General features: G+C 46.7%; 15 protein-coding genes. All 15 read left to right on the top strand.

Annotated features, from left to right (window positions below; all coding sequences use genetic code 11):
• Positions 1-24: 24 nt before the first annotated feature.
• A complete protein-coding gene (locus DIJ65_RS03065) occupies positions 25-1,833 on the top strand; it encodes an AAA family ATPase (RefSeq protein ID WP_117299350.1) in 1,809 nt (602 codons plus the stop codon).
• A complete protein-coding gene (locus DIJ65_RS03060; protein ID WP_117299351.1) occupies positions 1,823-3,091 on the top strand; it encodes a hypothetical protein in 1,269 nt (422 codons plus the stop codon). The genes DIJ65_RS03065 and DIJ65_RS03060 overlap by 11 nt, the downstream gene beginning before the upstream one ends.
• Before the next feature lie 174 nt (positions 3,092-3,265).
• Positions 3,266-3,703, top strand: coding sequence for a DUF4357 domain-containing protein (locus tag DIJ65_RS03055; protein WP_117299353.1), 438 nt, complete (start codon positions 3,266-3,268; stop codon positions 3,701-3,703).
• Positions 3,704-3,901: 198 nt separating this feature from the next.
• Positions 3,902-4,189, top strand: coding sequence for a hypothetical protein (locus DIJ65_RS03050; protein ID WP_117299355.1), 288 nt, complete (start codon positions 3,902-3,904; stop codon positions 4,187-4,189).
• 75 nt (positions 4,190-4,264) lie between these two features.
• Positions 4,265-4,810, top strand: coding sequence for a glycerol-3-phosphate responsive antiterminator (locus DIJ65_RS03045; RefSeq protein WP_117299357.1), 546 nt, complete (start codon positions 4,265-4,267; stop codon positions 4,808-4,810).
• 182 nt (positions 4,811-4,992) lie between these two features.
• Positions 4,993-5,826 (top strand): MIP/aquaporin family protein, encoded by an 834-nt coding sequence (locus DIJ65_RS03040; RefSeq protein WP_071151933.1) that lies wholly within the window; start codon positions 4,993-4,995, stop codon positions 5,824-5,826.
• Between the two features lie 18 nt (positions 5,827-5,844).
• Complete coding sequence (gene glpK / locus DIJ65_RS03035; protein WP_117299359.1) at positions 5,845-7,347, top strand: glycerol kinase GlpK; 1,503 nt, start codon at positions 5,845-5,847, stop codon at positions 7,345-7,347.
• 161 nt (positions 7,348-7,508) lie between these two features.
• Positions 7,509-9,164, top strand: a complete 1,656-nt coding sequence (locus tag DIJ65_RS03030) for a glycerol-3-phosphate dehydrogenase/oxidase (RefSeq protein WP_071151934.1) — start codon at positions 7,509-7,511, stop codon at positions 9,162-9,164.
• Between the two features lie 259 nt (positions 9,165-9,423).
• Positions 9,424-10,299, top strand: a complete 876-nt coding sequence (locus DIJ65_RS03025) for an MIP/aquaporin family protein (RefSeq protein ID WP_071151935.1) — start codon at positions 9,424-9,426, stop codon at positions 10,297-10,299.
• A gap of 13 nt (positions 10,300-10,312) precedes the next feature.
• Complete coding sequence (gene glpK, locus DIJ65_RS03020; RefSeq protein ID WP_071151947.1) at positions 10,313-11,836, top strand: glycerol kinase GlpK; 1,524 nt, start codon at positions 10,313-10,315, stop codon at positions 11,834-11,836.
• A 231-nt stretch (positions 11,837-12,067) separates the two neighbouring features.
• The gene (locus DIJ65_RS03015; RefSeq protein ID WP_071151936.1) at positions 12,068-12,508 is read left to right on the top strand and encodes a DUF4357 domain-containing protein; all 441 of its coding nucleotides are present in this window, start codon (positions 12,068-12,070) and stop codon (positions 12,506-12,508) included.
• A 43-nt stretch (positions 12,509-12,551) separates the two neighbouring features.
• Positions 12,552-13,538, top strand: a complete 987-nt coding sequence (locus DIJ65_RS03010; RefSeq protein WP_071151937.1) for a LysM peptidoglycan-binding domain-containing protein — start codon at positions 12,552-12,554, stop codon at positions 13,536-13,538.
• 129 nt (positions 13,539-13,667) lie between these two features.
• A complete protein-coding gene (locus tag DIJ65_RS03005; RefSeq protein WP_071151938.1) occupies positions 13,668-14,048 on the top strand; it encodes a YhjD family protein in 381 nt (126 codons plus the stop codon).
• Positions 14,049-14,484: 436 nt separating this feature from the next.
• Positions 14,485-14,847 (top strand): YolD-like family protein, encoded by a 363-nt coding sequence (locus DIJ65_RS03000; protein ID WP_071151940.1) that lies wholly within the window; start codon positions 14,485-14,487, stop codon positions 14,845-14,847.
• 174 nt (positions 14,848-15,021) lie between these two features.
• The gene (locus DIJ65_RS02995) at positions 15,022-16,617 is read left to right on the top strand and encodes a long-chain-fatty-acid--CoA ligase (protein WP_071151941.1); all 1,596 of its coding nucleotides are present in this window, start codon (positions 15,022-15,024) and stop codon (positions 16,615-16,617) included.
• Positions 16,618-16,795 lie beyond the last annotated feature (178 nt).

Genomic DNA, 16,795 nt, shown 5'->3' with positions numbered 1-16,795 from the left:
GTTGAAATTATTAGGAGGAATTTGGTGGCAAAGGTATCTTACAACAGTTTCGGAGATCGCGAAGACGTATACATAGCAGCAGATAAATGGAAGGAATATTGTTTACTGCAAGATGGTTCCTTGTTTAATCCGAAACAAGAGGTATGGACATTAAAAAATTTGCAGACTTTGAAATCCAGATTTAATGACAGCCCAATGTTCACTGGGAAAATGACTTTCGACAAAAAGTTCGAACTGCAATTGCAGGGTGCAGAACAGGAAGTATATCAATTGGCGCTGGAAGCCATGTATATCTATTATCTATTTCCGTACGCAAGAACCGTAAGTTATCGCACTAAACTGCTCAAGTTAAAAGATATAGCAAGTTGGGGGCAAATACCTTACGATGAAAATCATCCAGCGCTCAAGCATTTGGAACTGGGCCTTGCTGCAACAGGTACATTCTTTAATACGGCAAAATTTGAGGAAATCTCATATGTTATTCAATTTGCCATCACCCTTAAGCTTATGTCCCGAGAAGAGCGAGTAAATGTACTGAACAATCCATGGGAAATGAAAGAAATCATCATTGATACCAAAAACAAGGTCGGTAAAAATGTTCAGATGCAGCACATTGTTTCTCACTTGCTTGCACCGGATTATTATGAATGCATGGCCAGCGCCGGCCACAAAGTACTTATCGAAAAAAATTTCAAAGACCGGATCAGAAGCGTAGATGAACCGGATATTGATAAAAAAATATATGAGATCCGACAATCATTGGAAGCTGAAGAAAAATATAATCCATTGAATTTTTACAATGAAGAATTAAGAGCGATTTGGAAGCCAACTACAACAGATAAACCTGTGTCGGAGATTAAGTCGCCAGATTCTAATTCTGGTAAATCTGTAGAAACAAACATTGCTGATTTAGGGAATCTCGTCTTCGAAAATGAAGCGATTTTGCAGTCCCAAATTCAAACTGCAATAAAAAGTGGCAAGCATATCATTTTTACTGGACCGCCAGGAACCGGGAAATCAAAATTAGCTAACGAAATTTGCAGGCAAAACGAAGTGGCAAGCAAGTTGGTGACTGCGACTGCTAATTGGACTACTTACGATACCATTGGTGGATATAAGCCACAAAAAGATGGTGAATTATACTTTGATCTTGGTTTATTCCTCCAGTGTTTTAAAGATAAAAAAGGCAACAATTTAAATGAATGGTTAATCATTGATGAAATTAACAGGGCGGATATCGATAAAGCGTTCGGACCTCTCTTTTCTGTGTTGGCCGGGGATGAAGTAACCCTTCCATATGAAACGAAAGATGGTTCACAAATTATATTAAGACCTGAGAGTAAAACTGCGGGGGATATTCAGTCCCATGAATATGTGATTCCAAAAAGCTGGAGAATCATCGGAACCATGAACACGATTGATAAATCTTCCTTGTTTGAAATGAGTTATGCTTTTATGCGCCGCTTTGCCTTTATTCCTGTCAGCGTGCCAAAATCCATAACAGAATCGCTGGTTGATGAATATTTGAAGGTATGGTCAGTGCAGGACTATTTGTACACGGATACGCTAACGTCTCTTTGGAGAATCATAAATGAATATCGCAAAATTGGTCCTGCAATTGTTCGGGATATTGCAAACTATACAATTGAGGATGGTGACTTTACGTCTGCTGTCATCTTATATGTGCTTCCACAATTCGAAGGTTTAAGTGATTATAAAATCAAAGAATTCGTTATGCATATCAAGGATCAATTAGGTGAATCAATCGCGCAGGAATTATTGGTGGATTTCATCGAAGACTATTTTCAAATAGGTGTTGCAGATGAAATTTGAATGGATGATCAGCGAAGTAAGCAATTATCTGTATGGATATTTAAAAGACGGAGTTGTTCAAATAGACTCAGTTGTTCATCATGCTGACTTTACAATCGATCGTTTACAGGATTTGCTCAAGCTGCGATTTATCAAAAACGATCGCACAATTACGTTTATGAAATCTCTTGAAAAAGAATTAGCTTCGATAAAATCATCAACTGACTCCAGCACACTTGAAAGTTATTATGAGGTCAGAGGAGAAATATTGTGGGAAGAGACACTCCATCGGCGGCTCCAAACCAACCCGAAAGACCATTATCGATTCATCACGAGAGAAACTGAACGTACGTTTAATACGGATGAAAATTTGGTGTTAAAGGAATTATTATCAAAACTGTATGTGTATTGTTATGACGATCAGTTCTTGAATCTTTTCACGACACGTCCATGGTACGAGGAGATACTGAAAAATCGAAGTAATGTGGAAGATGCCCTTTACCACAACATTTACATAGCTAAAATTGATAAGCGTAGAGTTTCAGATAGAATCATAAATAAAACAAAGTCCCATCGCAAGAAAATTTACAGAGAAGCAGCTATTCTTTTATATTTCATACGTAAGCTCGAACAAGGTGATTTCACTTCTGATCACTTAAAAGATGTCCTCCATGAATTCTTTATCTTGCCAGCAAATGAAGATGTGTTATTCGAGTTATATTGGATTGTCCAAATTTTGAAGAAGCAAAACAATGCAGTATATTACTTAATGGACGGAACCAATTCAAAAGTCGCAAGTTGGGCAGAGGGTGACTACGATTTTCATTTGTACCATGACAGTGCAGGTTCCAACCTGGTGAGGTTTTCTGTTCATAGCGACGAATTAGCGGAAAGTGGAAATCCATACTTGGTTCATGAAAGTCAGTCTTTTTATAAATACAATCAGTTGGCACAAACTTTCTTTAACCAGGAAAAGTCATTAAATTATTGGCGAGGAAGACCTGATATTCTGATTGAAAAAGTTCATCGCCAATCACAGCGTCTGGCAGGACTGACCATTGGAGAGATTAAAAATACGCAATCCATCAACTACGCCTCCAAGGGATTAAGCGAACTGGTTAGTTATATGCACCTTGTCAAAGACAAAGACGGGCAATATTTAATTGACAGTGACGTATCTATAAAAGGGCTACTTTGCTTAGGGGAAATTGAAGTAGATGGAGTAGAACATGAAAATGTGAAAGTCGCTTCTCTATATAATAGGGAAGTAACTGTTTAACTCATATAGATTTAAAGATAGATTGCGGGCTGCCATTATGGCAGCTCGTTTTTTTCTGTTCTTCATTAATTCCAACAAAAATTTATAAAAATGTATCCCTTTTTCCAAAAACTATCTATATAGGAAGTATAAAGACCATTACCTGGAACCTTACCAAAGGAGGAGATAATCAAAATGACGAAAACCCTGTTTGTAAAAAGAATCACCCATCCGGATTACGGCGAGCTCTACAAGTTTTTCGAGCTGGATGAAGCGACGCGGCAGGAAACACCGGTCGATCCTTTCGATGCCGGAATCCTGCTGATGGCAGTAGAGGAAGGGCTGCCGGAAATCCTGACAATCACGTCGAAGCGGGGAGCGGATGCCAGCGGTTATTATACGGGCGAGAAGTTTGTTGTGCAGAAAGGATCGAAGTTTGCGGCATCTACTACAGCAAAATGCCCAAAGAATTACGTGAAATTGCGCGAAAAGCTGATCCTGGAAGGGTTGCTGATTCCGCTGCATAATCAGCTGTTCTTAATGGAAGATTATCAATTTGACTCGCCGATGATAGCGATGGGAACGGTCATCGGCGGCTGGGTAAGAGGGCCGCATGACTGGAAAAAACCCTGATATATAAGTCGATATAGAGAATCAGTATAGATAAACCGTTTCGGCGGTGAGAGAAATCTCTAAAGATATGGAGCAAAATAGCGAAGACGCCTGCGGGACCAGCGAAGTGACGAGATCCACTCGGCGCAAGCCCGCGGCAAGCAAAGCTATTTTGCGGAATATCGGCTACTAACAATATTTATATAATAGGAGGTTTTTATGAAAAACTTTTTAGCATTGTCGAGCTTAGTGGATATGCGGAACAGCCTGCCGAAAGAACGGAATTACCTCGCACGGAACAAACGGATCAGCACCCGCGTCTGGCACCATTCATTGACGCTGTCGTATTTGGCGGGTTCCGATGCCGCGAGTTTTGCGAAGTATCATATAGAGGAACTTCTCTTTTTTCACTCATTATGTTTCAAAGAAATTTTTAAATATCCCCTATTACCTGCTCCAGCCAAAAACCCTTTCCCCACAAACACCAAACACTTCTCCCTTGCTTAATCCAACAAATAGTAGCATCATCAAACTTAGAGGCTGTTGAGTTTTGAGCGTAGAACATCTGAGGAGGAAAACGGAATGCCGGAGTTGCAGGGAGTCTTGCCCGTTTTGCGGAACATGAAGGACTTTGAGCGTTTGCTGGAAAGCCATCATCCATGTATTATTTTTCTGGAAGTGCGGCTGTCGCAGCTGCAGGTTTTGGTGCGCACCGCGAAAAAGGCGGGGAAAAAAGTTATTCTGCATGCCGATCTGATCCAGGGGCTGAAGACAGATGCTTACGGAATGGAATTTCTGGTAAGGGAGATCAAGCCGGACGGGATTATTTCGACACGCGGCAATGTGATTACGCTGGCGAAGAAGAACAACCTGCTGACGATTCAGCGGCTGTTTCTGCTGGACAGCCATGCATTGAAGAATAATATCAAGCTGATCAGTCAGGTCAAACCGGATTATATCGAATTATTGCCCGGCATCATTCCATCACTGATTGAGGAAGTCCATCAGAAGACCGGTATTCCGATCATTGCCGGTGGGCTGATCCGCAGTGCGGAAGACGTTGAGCTGGCATACAGCGGCGGGGCCAAAGCCGTATCCACATCAGATACCGAGCTGTGGGAGTTGTAGCGGAGAACGATGTGTTGACCGCGCTTTCAAAAGCTGATAAATTAGAATGACAAGTTAAGAACTGTGTAAGAGAAGAGGAGACCCGCACTGTAACGGACAAATTCTGATGAGGAATTTGTCCGTTTCGTGCGGTTTTTTTGTGTTTTTCGGGTTCTGGACTGACTATCCTGGAGGAGATTATTTTGACTGAATTTTTAGCGGAAGTGATCGGAACGATGATTTTGATCATTTTTGGAGCCGGCGTTGTGGCCGGTGTCGTATTGAAAGATTCGAAAGCGGAGAACAGCGGCTGGATTGTGATTACCATTGCCTGGGGGCTCGCTGTGACAATGGGCGTCTACGCGGTAGGAAGTTTTTCGGGCGCACATTTAAACCCCGCTGTTACGCTTGGTTTTGCATCTATCGGAGAATTGCCTTGGGCAAAAGTTCCTCTTTACATAGCGGCTCAAATCATCGGTGCCATAACTGGCGCGGCCATCGTGTTTTTCAATTATTTGCCGCATTGGTCACGGACAGAAGACGAGACGACAAAATTGGCTGTTTTTGCGACAATTCCCGCTATCCGCCGGCCGCTTTCCAATTTGGTCAGTGAAATCATCGGGACCACTGTCCTGGTCATGGGGCTCCTGTTCATCGGAGCCAACGAATTTACAGAAGGCTTGAATCCGTTGATCGTCGGTGCGCTGATCATCGCGATCGGCATGTCGCTCGGCGGAACGACAGGCTATGCCATCAACCCGGCGCGTGATTTGGGGCCGAGAATTGCCCATGCCTTATTGCCGATTCCCGGCAAAGGCGGTTCGGATTGGTCATATGCCTGGGTTCCTATTGTGGGACCGGTTTTTGGAGGTATTTATGGAGCTATTTTTTACAAAGCCATATTTACAAATGGATATGGATTGCCATTTTGGATACTGAGCGTAATCTTCTTATCGGTTTTATTGACCGCTGCAGGTGCAGAATTGAGAAGAAGCCGCCAGAAGGCAGAGCAATTAGAAGAAACTACGGTTTCATAGATGTTGGAGGAGAGCGACTTGAAGAAAGAATATATCTTATCGATCGACCAGGGTACGACAAGCTCACGGGCGGTACTGTTTAATCGTAAAGGGGAAATCGTCGAAACAGGACAGCAGGAGTTCCAGCAGTTTTTCCCGAAACCCGGCTGGGTTGAACATGACGCCAATGAAATCTGGACGTCTGTTTTAGCCTGTATCGCGGATGTGCTCCGCAAGTCGGAAATCACGCCTGATCAAATCGCTGGAATCGGCATCACGAATCAGCGCGAAACAACGGTCGTCTGGGACCGCAACACTGGAAAGCCGATTTACAAAGCGATCGTCTGGCAGTCTCGTCAAACAGATGAAATCTGCAAAGATTTGAAAGAACAGGGGCACGAGGAATTGTTCCGCAAAAAAACAGGTCTGTTGATTGACGCTTATTTTTCCGGCACGAAAGTCAAATGGATTCTGGACAACGTTGAAGGCGCGCGCGAAAAAGCAGAGAACGGCGATTTGATGTTCGGCACCATCGACTCGTGGCTTGTCTATAAATTATCAGGCGGCAAAAAGCATGTGACGGATTACAGCAATGCTTCCCGTACGCTGATGTACAATATCTACGATCTGGAATGGGACGAAGAATTATTGGATATTCTGACAGTGCCGAAAAGCATGCTGCCGGAAGTCCGCCAGTCGTCTGAAGTCTATGCGGAAACAATCGACTATCATTTCTTCGGCCATAATGTGCCGATCGCCGGTATGGCCGGTGACCAGCAGGCTGCTTTGTTCGGACAGGCCTGCTTTGAAAAAGGGATGGCGAAAAACACTTACGGTACAGGATGCTTTATGCTGATGAACACCGGGGAACAAGGCGTTCAGTCAGAGCATGGCCTACTTACCACACTGGCCTGGGGCGTCAACGGCAAAGTCGAATATGCGCTTGAAGGCAGTATTTTCGTCGCTGGTTCTGCAATCCAATGGCTGCGTGACGGTCTTGAGCTTCTGGGCCGAGCACCGGAAAGCGAAGCGCTTGCAGCGTCGGTCGATTCGACGGAAGGCGTTTACATGGTGCCGGCATTCGTAGGTCTCGGAACACCGTATTGGGATACCGATGCACGCGGAGCGATCTTCGGTTTGACGCGCGGCACGACCAAAGCGCATTTTGTCCGGGCAACGCTTGAATCACTCGCATACCAGACAAAAGACGTTGTAAATGTTATGATAGAAGATGCAGGAATCGAACTCAAAACATTGCGTGTTGACGGCGGAGCTGTCGGCAACGATCTGCTGATTCAATTCCAGAGCGACATTTTGAATGTACCGGTGGAACGTCCGGTCATCCAGGAGACGACAGCACTTGGCGCTGCATATCTGGCAGGTCTGGCCGTCGGTTTCTGGAAAGATAAAGAAGAGATCGCCAAGCAATGGCAAGTTGAAAAAACGTTTAACCGCAATATGGCGGAAGAAGAAAGCGAAAGACTTTATACAGGTTGGCAAAATGCAGTTGCGTCAACGCGCACATTTAAACCGGTAAAGTAAAACAACCTTACAAGTTAATATCACAGGCCGGAGATAACGAGAGACCAAGCCAGTTCAGCAGAAGAAATTCTGCAGCTGTGCCGTGGTCTCTCTTTTTTTGTGAAGATTACAGGTGCAGAGCGAAATAAATCATCTTATTTATGGAAGAGGAGAGATTTTGGATGAAATTTTCAAGTTTGAAGCGTAAAGAAACAATAGATGCCATGAAAAACGCGCCTTTGGATTTATTGGTGATCGGCGGGGGGATTACCGGCGCCGGTATTGCCTTGGACGCCAGTGTCAGAGGCGTCAAGACTGCAGTGGTGGAAATGCAGGATTTCGCAGCGGGCACCAGCAGCCGTTCAACAAAATTGGTGCACGGCGGTTTGCGTTACCTGAAACAGTTTGAAGTGAAAATGGTGGCTGAAGTCGGCAAGGAACGTGAAATCGTTTATGAAAACGGCCCTCACGTGACAACGCCCGAATGGATGCTGCTGCCGTTTTACAAAGGCGGCACATTCGGTCCATTAAGCACAAACGTCGGCTTGCGCGTCTATGACTTTTTGGCGGGCGTCAAACGGGAAGAGCGCAGAAAAATGCTGAGCCGCAAAGAAACGCTGAAGCGTGAACCTTTACTGAAAAAACAGGGGCTGAAAGGCGGCGGTTATTATGTGGAGTACAAAACAGATGATGCGCGTCTGACAATTGAAGTGATGAAAAAAGCGGTAGAAAAAGGGACTCTGGCGTTAAATTACGCTAAAGTCATTGATTTCATCTATGACGGCGGCAAAGCGGTCGGCATCCGTGTGGAAGACCAGACGAATGGAGATATCCATGAAGTCTTTGCGAAAAGAATCGTCAATGCAGCCGGTCCATGGGTCGATACATTACGGGAAAAAGACCATTCGAAAAAAGGCAAAACGCTGCAGCTGACAAAAGGGATCCATCTGATTTTCGACGGCAAGCGTTTCCCGCTGGAACAGGCAGTCTATTTTGATATGCCGGACGGCCGGATGGCATTCGCTATTCCACGAGAAGGAAAAGTATATGTCGGTACGACTGATACTGTTTACAAAGCGGACATTGCACATCCGACGATGACCCGTGCCGATCGCGACTATGTACTTCGCGCGATCGATTTCATGTTCCCGGAAGTGGCCATCAGCAAGGAAGATGTTGAATCGAGCTGGGCAGGATTGCGTCCGCTTATCCATGAGGAAGGCAAAGACCCTTCAGAAATTTCACGTAAAGACGAAATTTTCATTTCGGATTCCGGGTTGATTTCCATTGCAGGCGGCAAGTTGACTGGCTACCGGAAAATGGGCGAAAACATTATTGACCTGGTTACGGAGCAATTAAGAGAAGAACAAGATTTGCGGTTCCCGAAAGTTTCCACGAAGCATCTGCCGATTTCCGGCGGTGAAGTCGGCGGATCGGAAGGATTCCAAACGTTCCGAATTGACCGCGAGCAGCAGGCGATGGCAATGGGGCTGAACGCGGAAACGGCAGGGATGCTGACAAGCCGTTACGGTGCCAATGTCGACAAGGTTTTAGGGCTGTTCGCCGGCAGACGTGAAGAAGCGGCACAGGCAGGTCTGGATCCATTGGTATTTGCGATGCTCCGTTACGCGATGGAGTATGAAGCGGCTTATAAACCGGTTGACTTTTTCGTCCGCCGGACTGGGGCATTGTTATTCGATATTCAGTTCGTGTACACATTCAAAGAAGTGGCCATCGCACATATGGCGGAAAGCTTTGGATGGACACAGCAGCAAATTCAAAGTTATACCAAAGAATTGGATGTACTGTTGTACGAAGCGACGCATCCGGTTGGATGAGCAAGTAGCATTATAAAAATAAAAAAAGGGCAGCCGAAGAAAAATCGGCTGCTCTTTTTTTGCTTAAATATTCAGAATGGGGATTGACAGCGCTTTCTTTTGCGTGTAACTTTAAAAACAACAAGTTAAGAGCTGTGTTGGAGACCCGAGATTCGCACATCAATGAGTCCTTCTGTGAAGAAGAACTCTCATTGATTGCGGATTTTTTTAGTGGTCGGTTATATGGCTTTTACTTTAAAAAGAAAAGGAGTGTTGGGTGATGTCGGAATTTCTGGCAGAAGTGATTGGCACTATGATCCTGATTATTTTCGGGAGCGGAGTCGTCGCAGGAGTTGTTTTGAAAGATTCGAAGGCTGAAGGCAGCGGTTGGATTGTTATAACCATTGCTTGGGGTCTTGCCGTTACGATGGCTGTTTACGCAGTGGGCAGTTTTTCTGGAGCTCATATCAATCCAGCAGTAACTTTGGGACTTGCATCAGTCGGTGAATTCTCATGGGCGAAAGTGCCATTATACATTCTGGCCCAAATTATTGGAGCGATTATTGGAGCAGGAATTGTCTTTTTAAATTATTTGCCTCATTGGAGAAGAACAGAAGACCAAGGAGCAAAACTGGCCGTTTTCTCTACAGGTCCAGCAGTGCGCAGCCCTTTTTCGAATTTGGTGAGTGAAATTATTGGTACTGCTGTTCTGGTGATGGGCTTATTGTTCATCGGTGCCAACCAATTTACGGAAGGCTTGAACCCCTTGATTGTCGGAGCTTTAATCATTGCCATCGGGATGTCCCTCGGTGGTGCTACAGGATACGCCATCAACCCTGCGCGAGACCTTGGTCCGCGTATCGCCCACGCATTGCTGCCGATCCCTGGGAAAGGCAGTTCCGACTGGAGCTACGCCTGGGTTCCGATAGTAGGCCCAATTTTCGGTGGTATTTATGGAGCAGTTTTCTACAAGGCGATATTCACAGGTGAGTATAACCTGCTTTTTTGGGCACTCAGCGTCGTTATGGCAATCATCTTAATTGGAGCAGCCAACGCTGAACTGAAGAAAGGCCATACGTTAGCCAATGATATTGAAGACAATTTAGTAGGTGAAAACGAAAGAAATGAAAATGACGTTGCAGAAAAATCCATTTGAGGAGGAATTCACAATGAGTAAAGATTACATTTTGTCAATTGACCAGGGAACAACAAGTTCACGTGCAGTACTGTTTAACCATAAAGGGGAAATCGTCGAAACGGCCCAGCAGGAGTTTGAACAGTTTTTCCCGAAACCGGGCTGGGTGGAACATGACGCCAATGAAATCTGGACATCTGTCCTCGCTTGTATGGCAGGCGTATTGCGTAAATCCGATGTGGACCCAAGCCAGATCGCTGGAATCGGCATCACAAACCAGCGCGAAACAGCAGTTGTCTGGGACCGCAATACCGGAAAGCCGATTTACAAAGCGATTGTCTGGCAGTCGCGCCAGACCAGTGAAATCTGCAAAGATTTAAAAGAGCAGGGACACGAAGAATTGTTCCGTAAAAAAACGGGACTACTGATCGATGCTTATTTTTCCGGCACGAAAGTCAAATGGATTCTGGACAATGTTCCAGGCGCCCGTGAAAAAGCGGATAATGGCGATTTAATGTTCGGAACGGTCGATTCATGGCTCGTCTATAAATTGTCTGGCGGAAAAGAACATATCACGGATTACAGCAACGCTTCCCGCACGCTGATGTACAATATCTACGACTTGGAATGGGATGAAGAACTATTGGAGATCCTGACAGTGCCGAAAAGCATGCTGCCGGAAGTGCGCCAATCGTCCGAAGTCTATGCCCATACTGTCGATTATCATTTCTTCGGACACGAAGTGCCGATTGCAGGCATCGCCGGCGACCAACAGGCTGCTTTATTCGGCCAGGCCTGCTTCGATAAAGGGATGGCGAAAAACACTTACGGTACAGGATGCTTTATGCTGATGAACACTGGGGAAGAAGGCGTCGTTTCTGATCACGGACTGTTGACGACACTGGCCTGGGGCGTCGACGGCAAAGTGGAATATGCGCTTGAAGGCAGTATATTCGTCGCCGGCTCTGCAATCCAATGGTTGAGAGACGGGCTGGGAATATTGAATACTGCACCTGAAAGCGAAGGCTATGCCACATCGGTCAAGTCTACAGACGGTGTATACATGGTGCCGGCATTCGTCGGTCTCGGAACGCCTTACTGGGACACCGACGCACGCGGAGCGGTTTTTGGCTTGACACGCGGCACGACAAAAGCGCATTTTGTCCGTGCAACGCTTGAATCACTGGCCTATCAAACAAAAGATGTTGTAGATGTCATGATTAAAGATGCGGGGATTGAACTCAAAACCTTGCGTGTTGACGGCGGAGCAGTTTCTAATGACTTTTTGATGCAATTCCAGAGTGATATTTTGGATGTACCGGTCGAACGTCCGGTCATCCAGGAAACGACAGCACTTGGCGCTGCTTATCTGGCGGGGCTGGCCGTCGGTTTCTGGAAAGATAAAGAAGAAATCGCCAAGCAATGGCAGGTTGAAAAAACCTATAATCGAGAAATGTCTGCCAAACAAAGCGAAGAGTTGTACAACGGCTGGCAGCAAGCGGTCGAATCCACAAGAACTTTTAAACAAAAAACAGCACAAAAAGCGCCGATCGCCTAATAAGCGGCGGCTATAGAATTCAGGGGATCGAATTTATCTGCAGATATTATTCTGCGGGTGCAATTCGGTCTCTTTTTGATTTATGAGGCTTGAAACTGCTTTCTTTCATGAGGAGTCCCTGCATTTTTTATTCAATGAAAGTGTTCAAAAAGTATCCTTTTATCGCCTAATTATCTATATAGGCAGTGTAGGCACCTTTTTAGGAATCTTGCCTGCAAAGGAGATGAAAAAATGACAAAACCCCAGTTTGTAAAAAGAATCACCCACCCGGACTACGGCGAGCTTTACAAGTTTTTCGAAGTGGATGAAGAAACACGAGAAGAGACGCCGGTCGATCCGTTCGATGCCGGAATCCTGCTGATGGCGGTGGAGGAACAGCTGCCGGAAATCCTGACGATTACATCGAAGCGGGGAGCGGATGCCAGCGGCTATTATGTGGGGGAGAAGTTTGTGGTGGTGAAGGGATCGAAGTTCGCAGCATCGACTACAGCGAAATGCCCGAAGAGTTTTGTAAAGCTGCGTGAAAAGCTGATCCTGGAAGGGCTGCTCATTCCGCTGCACAACCAGCTGTTTTTAATGGAAGATTACGAGTTCGAGTCGCCGATGCTGGCGATGGGAACGGTCATCGGCGGCTGGGTGAGAGGGTCGCATGACTGGAAAAAGAGCAAATAGAAGATGGTCTTTGCAAACATAACTTAAAAAGGGGGGGCACTATATGAAAAACTTTTTAGCGTTGCCGAGCTTAGTGGATATGCGCAACAGTTTGCCAAAGGATCGGAATTACCTCGCACGGAACAAACGGATCAGCACCCGCGTCTGGCACCATTCCTTGACGCTGTCGCATTTGCCAGGATCGGATGCGGCGAGTTTTGCGAAGTATCATATAGAAGCAAACGGCTGGCCGGGCGTCGCCTATGCCATTATCGTTGAGCCGAAAAATGTCGTGGAGACGCCGCGCGGAAAACGGGCACGGATTGTCTGGGCGCATGATTTCGACCGGCGCACTTATCACGCGGGCAATGCCAATGATTATTCGCTTGGCATTTGCGTGGCCGGCGATTACCGCAACGAGCGCATGCGAGATTTTGTGAAAGAGACAATCGACGAACTGCAGGCGGCGCTGGTGGCGGACGGCATCGGCCGGGAAGACAAGTCGCATCACGAAATGCCGGGCTACAGCTGGAAGGCGTGCTGTGTGTTCGACTACAAAGGAGCCTTCAAGTTCCTGAATCAGCAAACATTCATAAAACCGGTGCCGGCGACCTATACCATCCAGCAAGGCGACACGTTCTGGAACATTGCCCACAACATGGACGGCATCTCGGTGGCGGATCTGCTGGCGGCGAACCCGGAAGTGGATCCCAAAGCCCTGCGGCTCGGGCAAATCATCCAATTGGGCGAGGCAAAAGGGGCGGCAGGGGCTAAAAAGAATGCTCCGCCATCCGCGCCGGTGGAACAGCAATTAGCCATGAAGGAATTCGTGGCGCTGCCGAAAACGGCAACGACGTGGAAGACGTACCGGCTGCAGGTGCATCCCGTCGCGAAGAACAGCGACTGGAGCTTGACGCCTGCCCGTTTTGGCGGCCTGGAATACGAAATTCTCGCCCGTCCGCAACGTGATGTAGTGACGATCATGACCAGCAAAGGGAAGCGCAACATCTACGTCGCGCCTGCCACTGGGGCCAAGATCTATCTGAAATAGGAGAGGATATAAGGGGGAGAAACCGCTCATTTCCAGCTGAGCGGTTTTTTATTTTGTCCGAAAGGATTGCCGAGGGGCATCCGGTGGTATAGAATAAGAACAAACGTTCTTATGTTAGGTGGAATTTCCATGTCTCCTTTAATGTCGAAAGAACTTATCCTTCATTTCGAGAATATGATTTACCTTCCTTTTGTGCTCATCATCCTGAACAAGGACAGAGGGTTGATCGACACTATGCCCTTTAAAATGAAGCGTCCGTATCTGCAGCTGGTCGACCAGGCGATAAAATTTGCTGAAAACGATTTGCGGGCCACGAGGATTTACATGAAAAAACAGCAATTTAAAATCATTGAGGGCAAGAAAGATGACCTTTTTACGGAGTACGTGTTCTATTACAACGGCTATGAAGATCACCGGAAGTATATGCATTTTCACTTACGGAACCGAACCGAAGAATTGATCGGTATGTATTTGTCGATGTCGATGCCATTGGAAAACCCTCATCCGTAAATCAGGAAGAGGGTTTTGTTGGGTTAAAATAGATTGCTCAACGCTCGAAGGAGCATTCTGGGAATAAATAAGAGGATATTCCAGATGAAATACCAAATAATACTTACCAACATTTCAGCTGCCAGCGTAAAGCTCCATTCAGCAAAGCAATCTGCAAATGGATTATCATTGTCCTTTTTCTTTTTCACTTTCGTCTCAATCGCCAATTGGTTCACAGTCCCCATTCGATAGGATATTTTCAATAGTATATCCAAAGAGGAAGAACTTGCCCATCTTTTTTTGCGTGCCCCTTTATGGCCGAATTAAAGATTTCATGGGAGTAACCGTTGGCCCATCTGCTTCAGCGGTTGTTTTATTTGCCCCAAAGGATTGTGGAACGTCCATCCGTGGTATAGAATAAGAACAAGTGTTCTTATTTTGGAAAGGAGTGATCCTCTTGAAGAAGAACGATCAATTCAAAATTCAGGGAGATATCAAGGACCGTGGCAACATCAAGTGGCAGGGGCTGATGCTGCCGGAGCACATTCAATTGCTGCGCGAGTGGTACAAGGAAGACGACGAGGTCCCGAAACCGGAGCTCGACGAATTCGACCTGCAGCTGATTCAGGAAGAACTGGATATCGCCCTGAAGCGGAAGTGCGAAGTCCTCATCGAAACCTGGAAACAGAAGCAACTGTTCAAACACAGGGGCATCATCGAGCGCATTGACCCGGCGCATCGCGAGCTCGTCTATGAAAGCCCGTTCGGGATGGAGCGGCTGGTGCTGGATGAGATTGTGGCGGTGACGCTGATCGACTGAGGAGGCTGCCGTTGGGACAGTCCTTTTTTAATGGATGGAAGCCGGTTTATTGCCATTGCTAAAGTAACTAATATTCAGTATATTCTTACAACTGGATTGACACAGTCGCTAACCAAAAATATACTTGTTACATAACAAGTGTTGAATCGATAAGCCGGAAGGGGTAGTGTCCACATGATCGCACCTTTAACACCGCTCGACTGGAAACGCCGGGCAGTCAAATATTATCCGGAAAAAACAGCTATTATTGACGAAGGCAAGACATTTACCTATAGGGAGTTCGGAAAGCGGAGCGATCAATTGGCCGCCGCATTGCAAAATGCCGGGATAAAAGAAAGGGACCACGTGGCCGTGATGCTGCCGAATACGCATTATATGCTGGAATCCTTTTATGGCATCGGCCAGCTGGGGGCAGTCATGGTGCCCCTGAATTACCGGCTGGCAGCAAAGGACCTGGCGTACATCATCAATCACAGTGATGCGAAAACACTGATCGTCGATGCGGAATTCAGCAACCTTATCGAAGACGTCCGGCATGAGCTGTCGATTGACAAGTATATTGTGGTGGAAGTGGACGGACATGAATCGGGGCTGGGCGGGGTCTCCTACGAGGCGTTTATCGGAGCGGTGCCGGAAGACGCGGAAGCGCCAGCGGTGGAAATCGACGAAAATCAGCTGCTGACATTGAACTACACAAGCGGCACAACATCGAAGCCGAAAGGAGTCATGCTGACACATCGCAGCAATTACCTGAATGCTGCGAACTTCCTGTACCATTTGAATATCACGCATGACGATGTGTATCTCCATACACTTCCAATGTTCCATGCAAACGGCTGGGGCGGGATCTGGGCAATTACGGCTGCCGGGGCAACGCATGTGTGCCTGCGGAAAGTGGATCCGGTACAAATTCTTGAGCTGTTCGAGAAATATAAAATCTCGGTGCTGTGCGGGGCGCCGACAGTCATCAATATGCTGGTCAATGAGCCGAAAGCGAAAGAAATCAACATTACGACCAGCCCGCGCATGGCCACAGCCGGAGCGCCGCCAGCTGCCGCATTGATCGCCAAAGCCCAGAACATTCTTGGGTTAAATATAATGCATGTCTACGGACTGACGGAAACGTCACCGTTCATCCTGTACTGCGAATGGAAAAGGGAGTTTGACTCCAAATCGCCTGAAGAGCAGTCCGCCATCAAAGCGCGGCAGGGGATTGAGCTTGCGTTCAATGGGGAAACGAAAGTCGTCAGCCAGGAAGACGGCAGGGAAGTCGAATGGAACGGCAAAGAACTTGGCGAAATCATCACCCGCGGCAATGTCGTGATGGCGGGCTATTACAAAAATCCGGAGAAAACAGCCGAAGCCATCAAAGACAGCTGGTTCTACACCGGAGATTTGGCCGTAACGCATCCCGACGGCTTTGTAGAGATCCAGGACCGCATCAAAGACATGATCATTTCGGGCGGGGAAAACATTTCGTCCACTGAAATCGAAGGGGTGCTGTATAAACACCCCGATGTCATGGAAGTCGCTGTCATCGCGGTTCCGGATGAAAAATGGGGAGAAGTGCCAAAAGCGATTATCGTGCTGCACCCGGGAGCCGAAGTGACGGAACAGGACATCATCGACTACACCCGTGCGAACATGGCCCATTTCAAAGCGCCTAAATCGATTGACTTTGTTGAGGCTTTGCCAAAAACGGCGACCGGCAAGCTGCAGAAATTCCGTTTGCGCGAGATGTACTGGGGCGGGCCGAAGAAAGTGAATTAAAAATCCGGAAAAGTGAATATCCGTAAAGGGTCGCCCCCTTTACGGATATTTTTTTTGATGTTTTTAGCCCATTCCGGCACAAGCCGCAATTGTCTCTCTTCCGCGTATCCTGCGCCTAAACTCAATTGACGGACACTACTACTTACGGTATATTGGAAAAGTAATTAATTGTCAGAAA

Origin of the sequence: Planococcus salinarum (genome assembly GCF_007004625.1) — a bacterium.
GTDB classification, from domain to species: domain Bacteria; phylum Bacillota; class Bacilli; order Bacillales_A; family Planococcaceae; genus Planococcus; species Planococcus salinarum.
This window is presented reverse-complemented; position numbering and strand designations above follow the sequence as displayed.

Coding starts and splice junctions, on each gene's coding strand:
- DIJ65_RS03060 (WP_117299351.1), top strand. CDS start 1,823: ATGAAATTTGAATGGATGATCAGCGAAGTAAGCAATTATCTGTATGGA.
- DIJ65_RS03055 (WP_117299353.1), top strand. CDS start 3,266: ATGACGAAAACCCTGTTTGTAAAAAGAATCACCCATCCGGATTACGGC.
- DIJ65_RS03050 (WP_117299355.1), top strand. CDS start 3,902: ATGAAAAACTTTTTAGCATTGTCGAGCTTAGTGGATATGCGGAACAGC.
- DIJ65_RS03045 (WP_117299357.1), top strand. CDS start 4,265: ATGCCGGAGTTGCAGGGAGTCTTGCCCGTTTTGCGGAACATGAAGGAC.
- DIJ65_RS03030 (WP_071151934.1), top strand. CDS start 7,509: ATGAAATTTTCAAGTTTGAAGCGTAAAGAAACAATAGATGCCATGAAA.
- DIJ65_RS03025 (WP_071151935.1), top strand. CDS start 9,424: ATGTCGGAATTTCTGGCAGAAGTGATTGGCACTATGATCCTGATTATT.
- glpK (WP_071151947.1), top strand. CDS start 10,313: ATGAGTAAAGATTACATTTTGTCAATTGACCAGGGAACAACAAGTTCA.
- DIJ65_RS03015 (WP_071151936.1), top strand. CDS start 12,068: ATGACAAAACCCCAGTTTGTAAAAAGAATCACCCACCCGGACTACGGC.
- DIJ65_RS03010 (WP_071151937.1), top strand. CDS start 12,552: ATGAAAAACTTTTTAGCGTTGCCGAGCTTAGTGGATATGCGCAACAGT.
- DIJ65_RS03005 (WP_071151938.1), top strand. CDS start 13,668: ATGTCTCCTTTAATGTCGAAAGAACTTATCCTTCATTTCGAGAATATG.
- DIJ65_RS02995 (WP_071151941.1), top strand. CDS start 15,022: ATGATCGCACCTTTAACACCGCTCGACTGGAAACGCCGGGCAGTCAAA.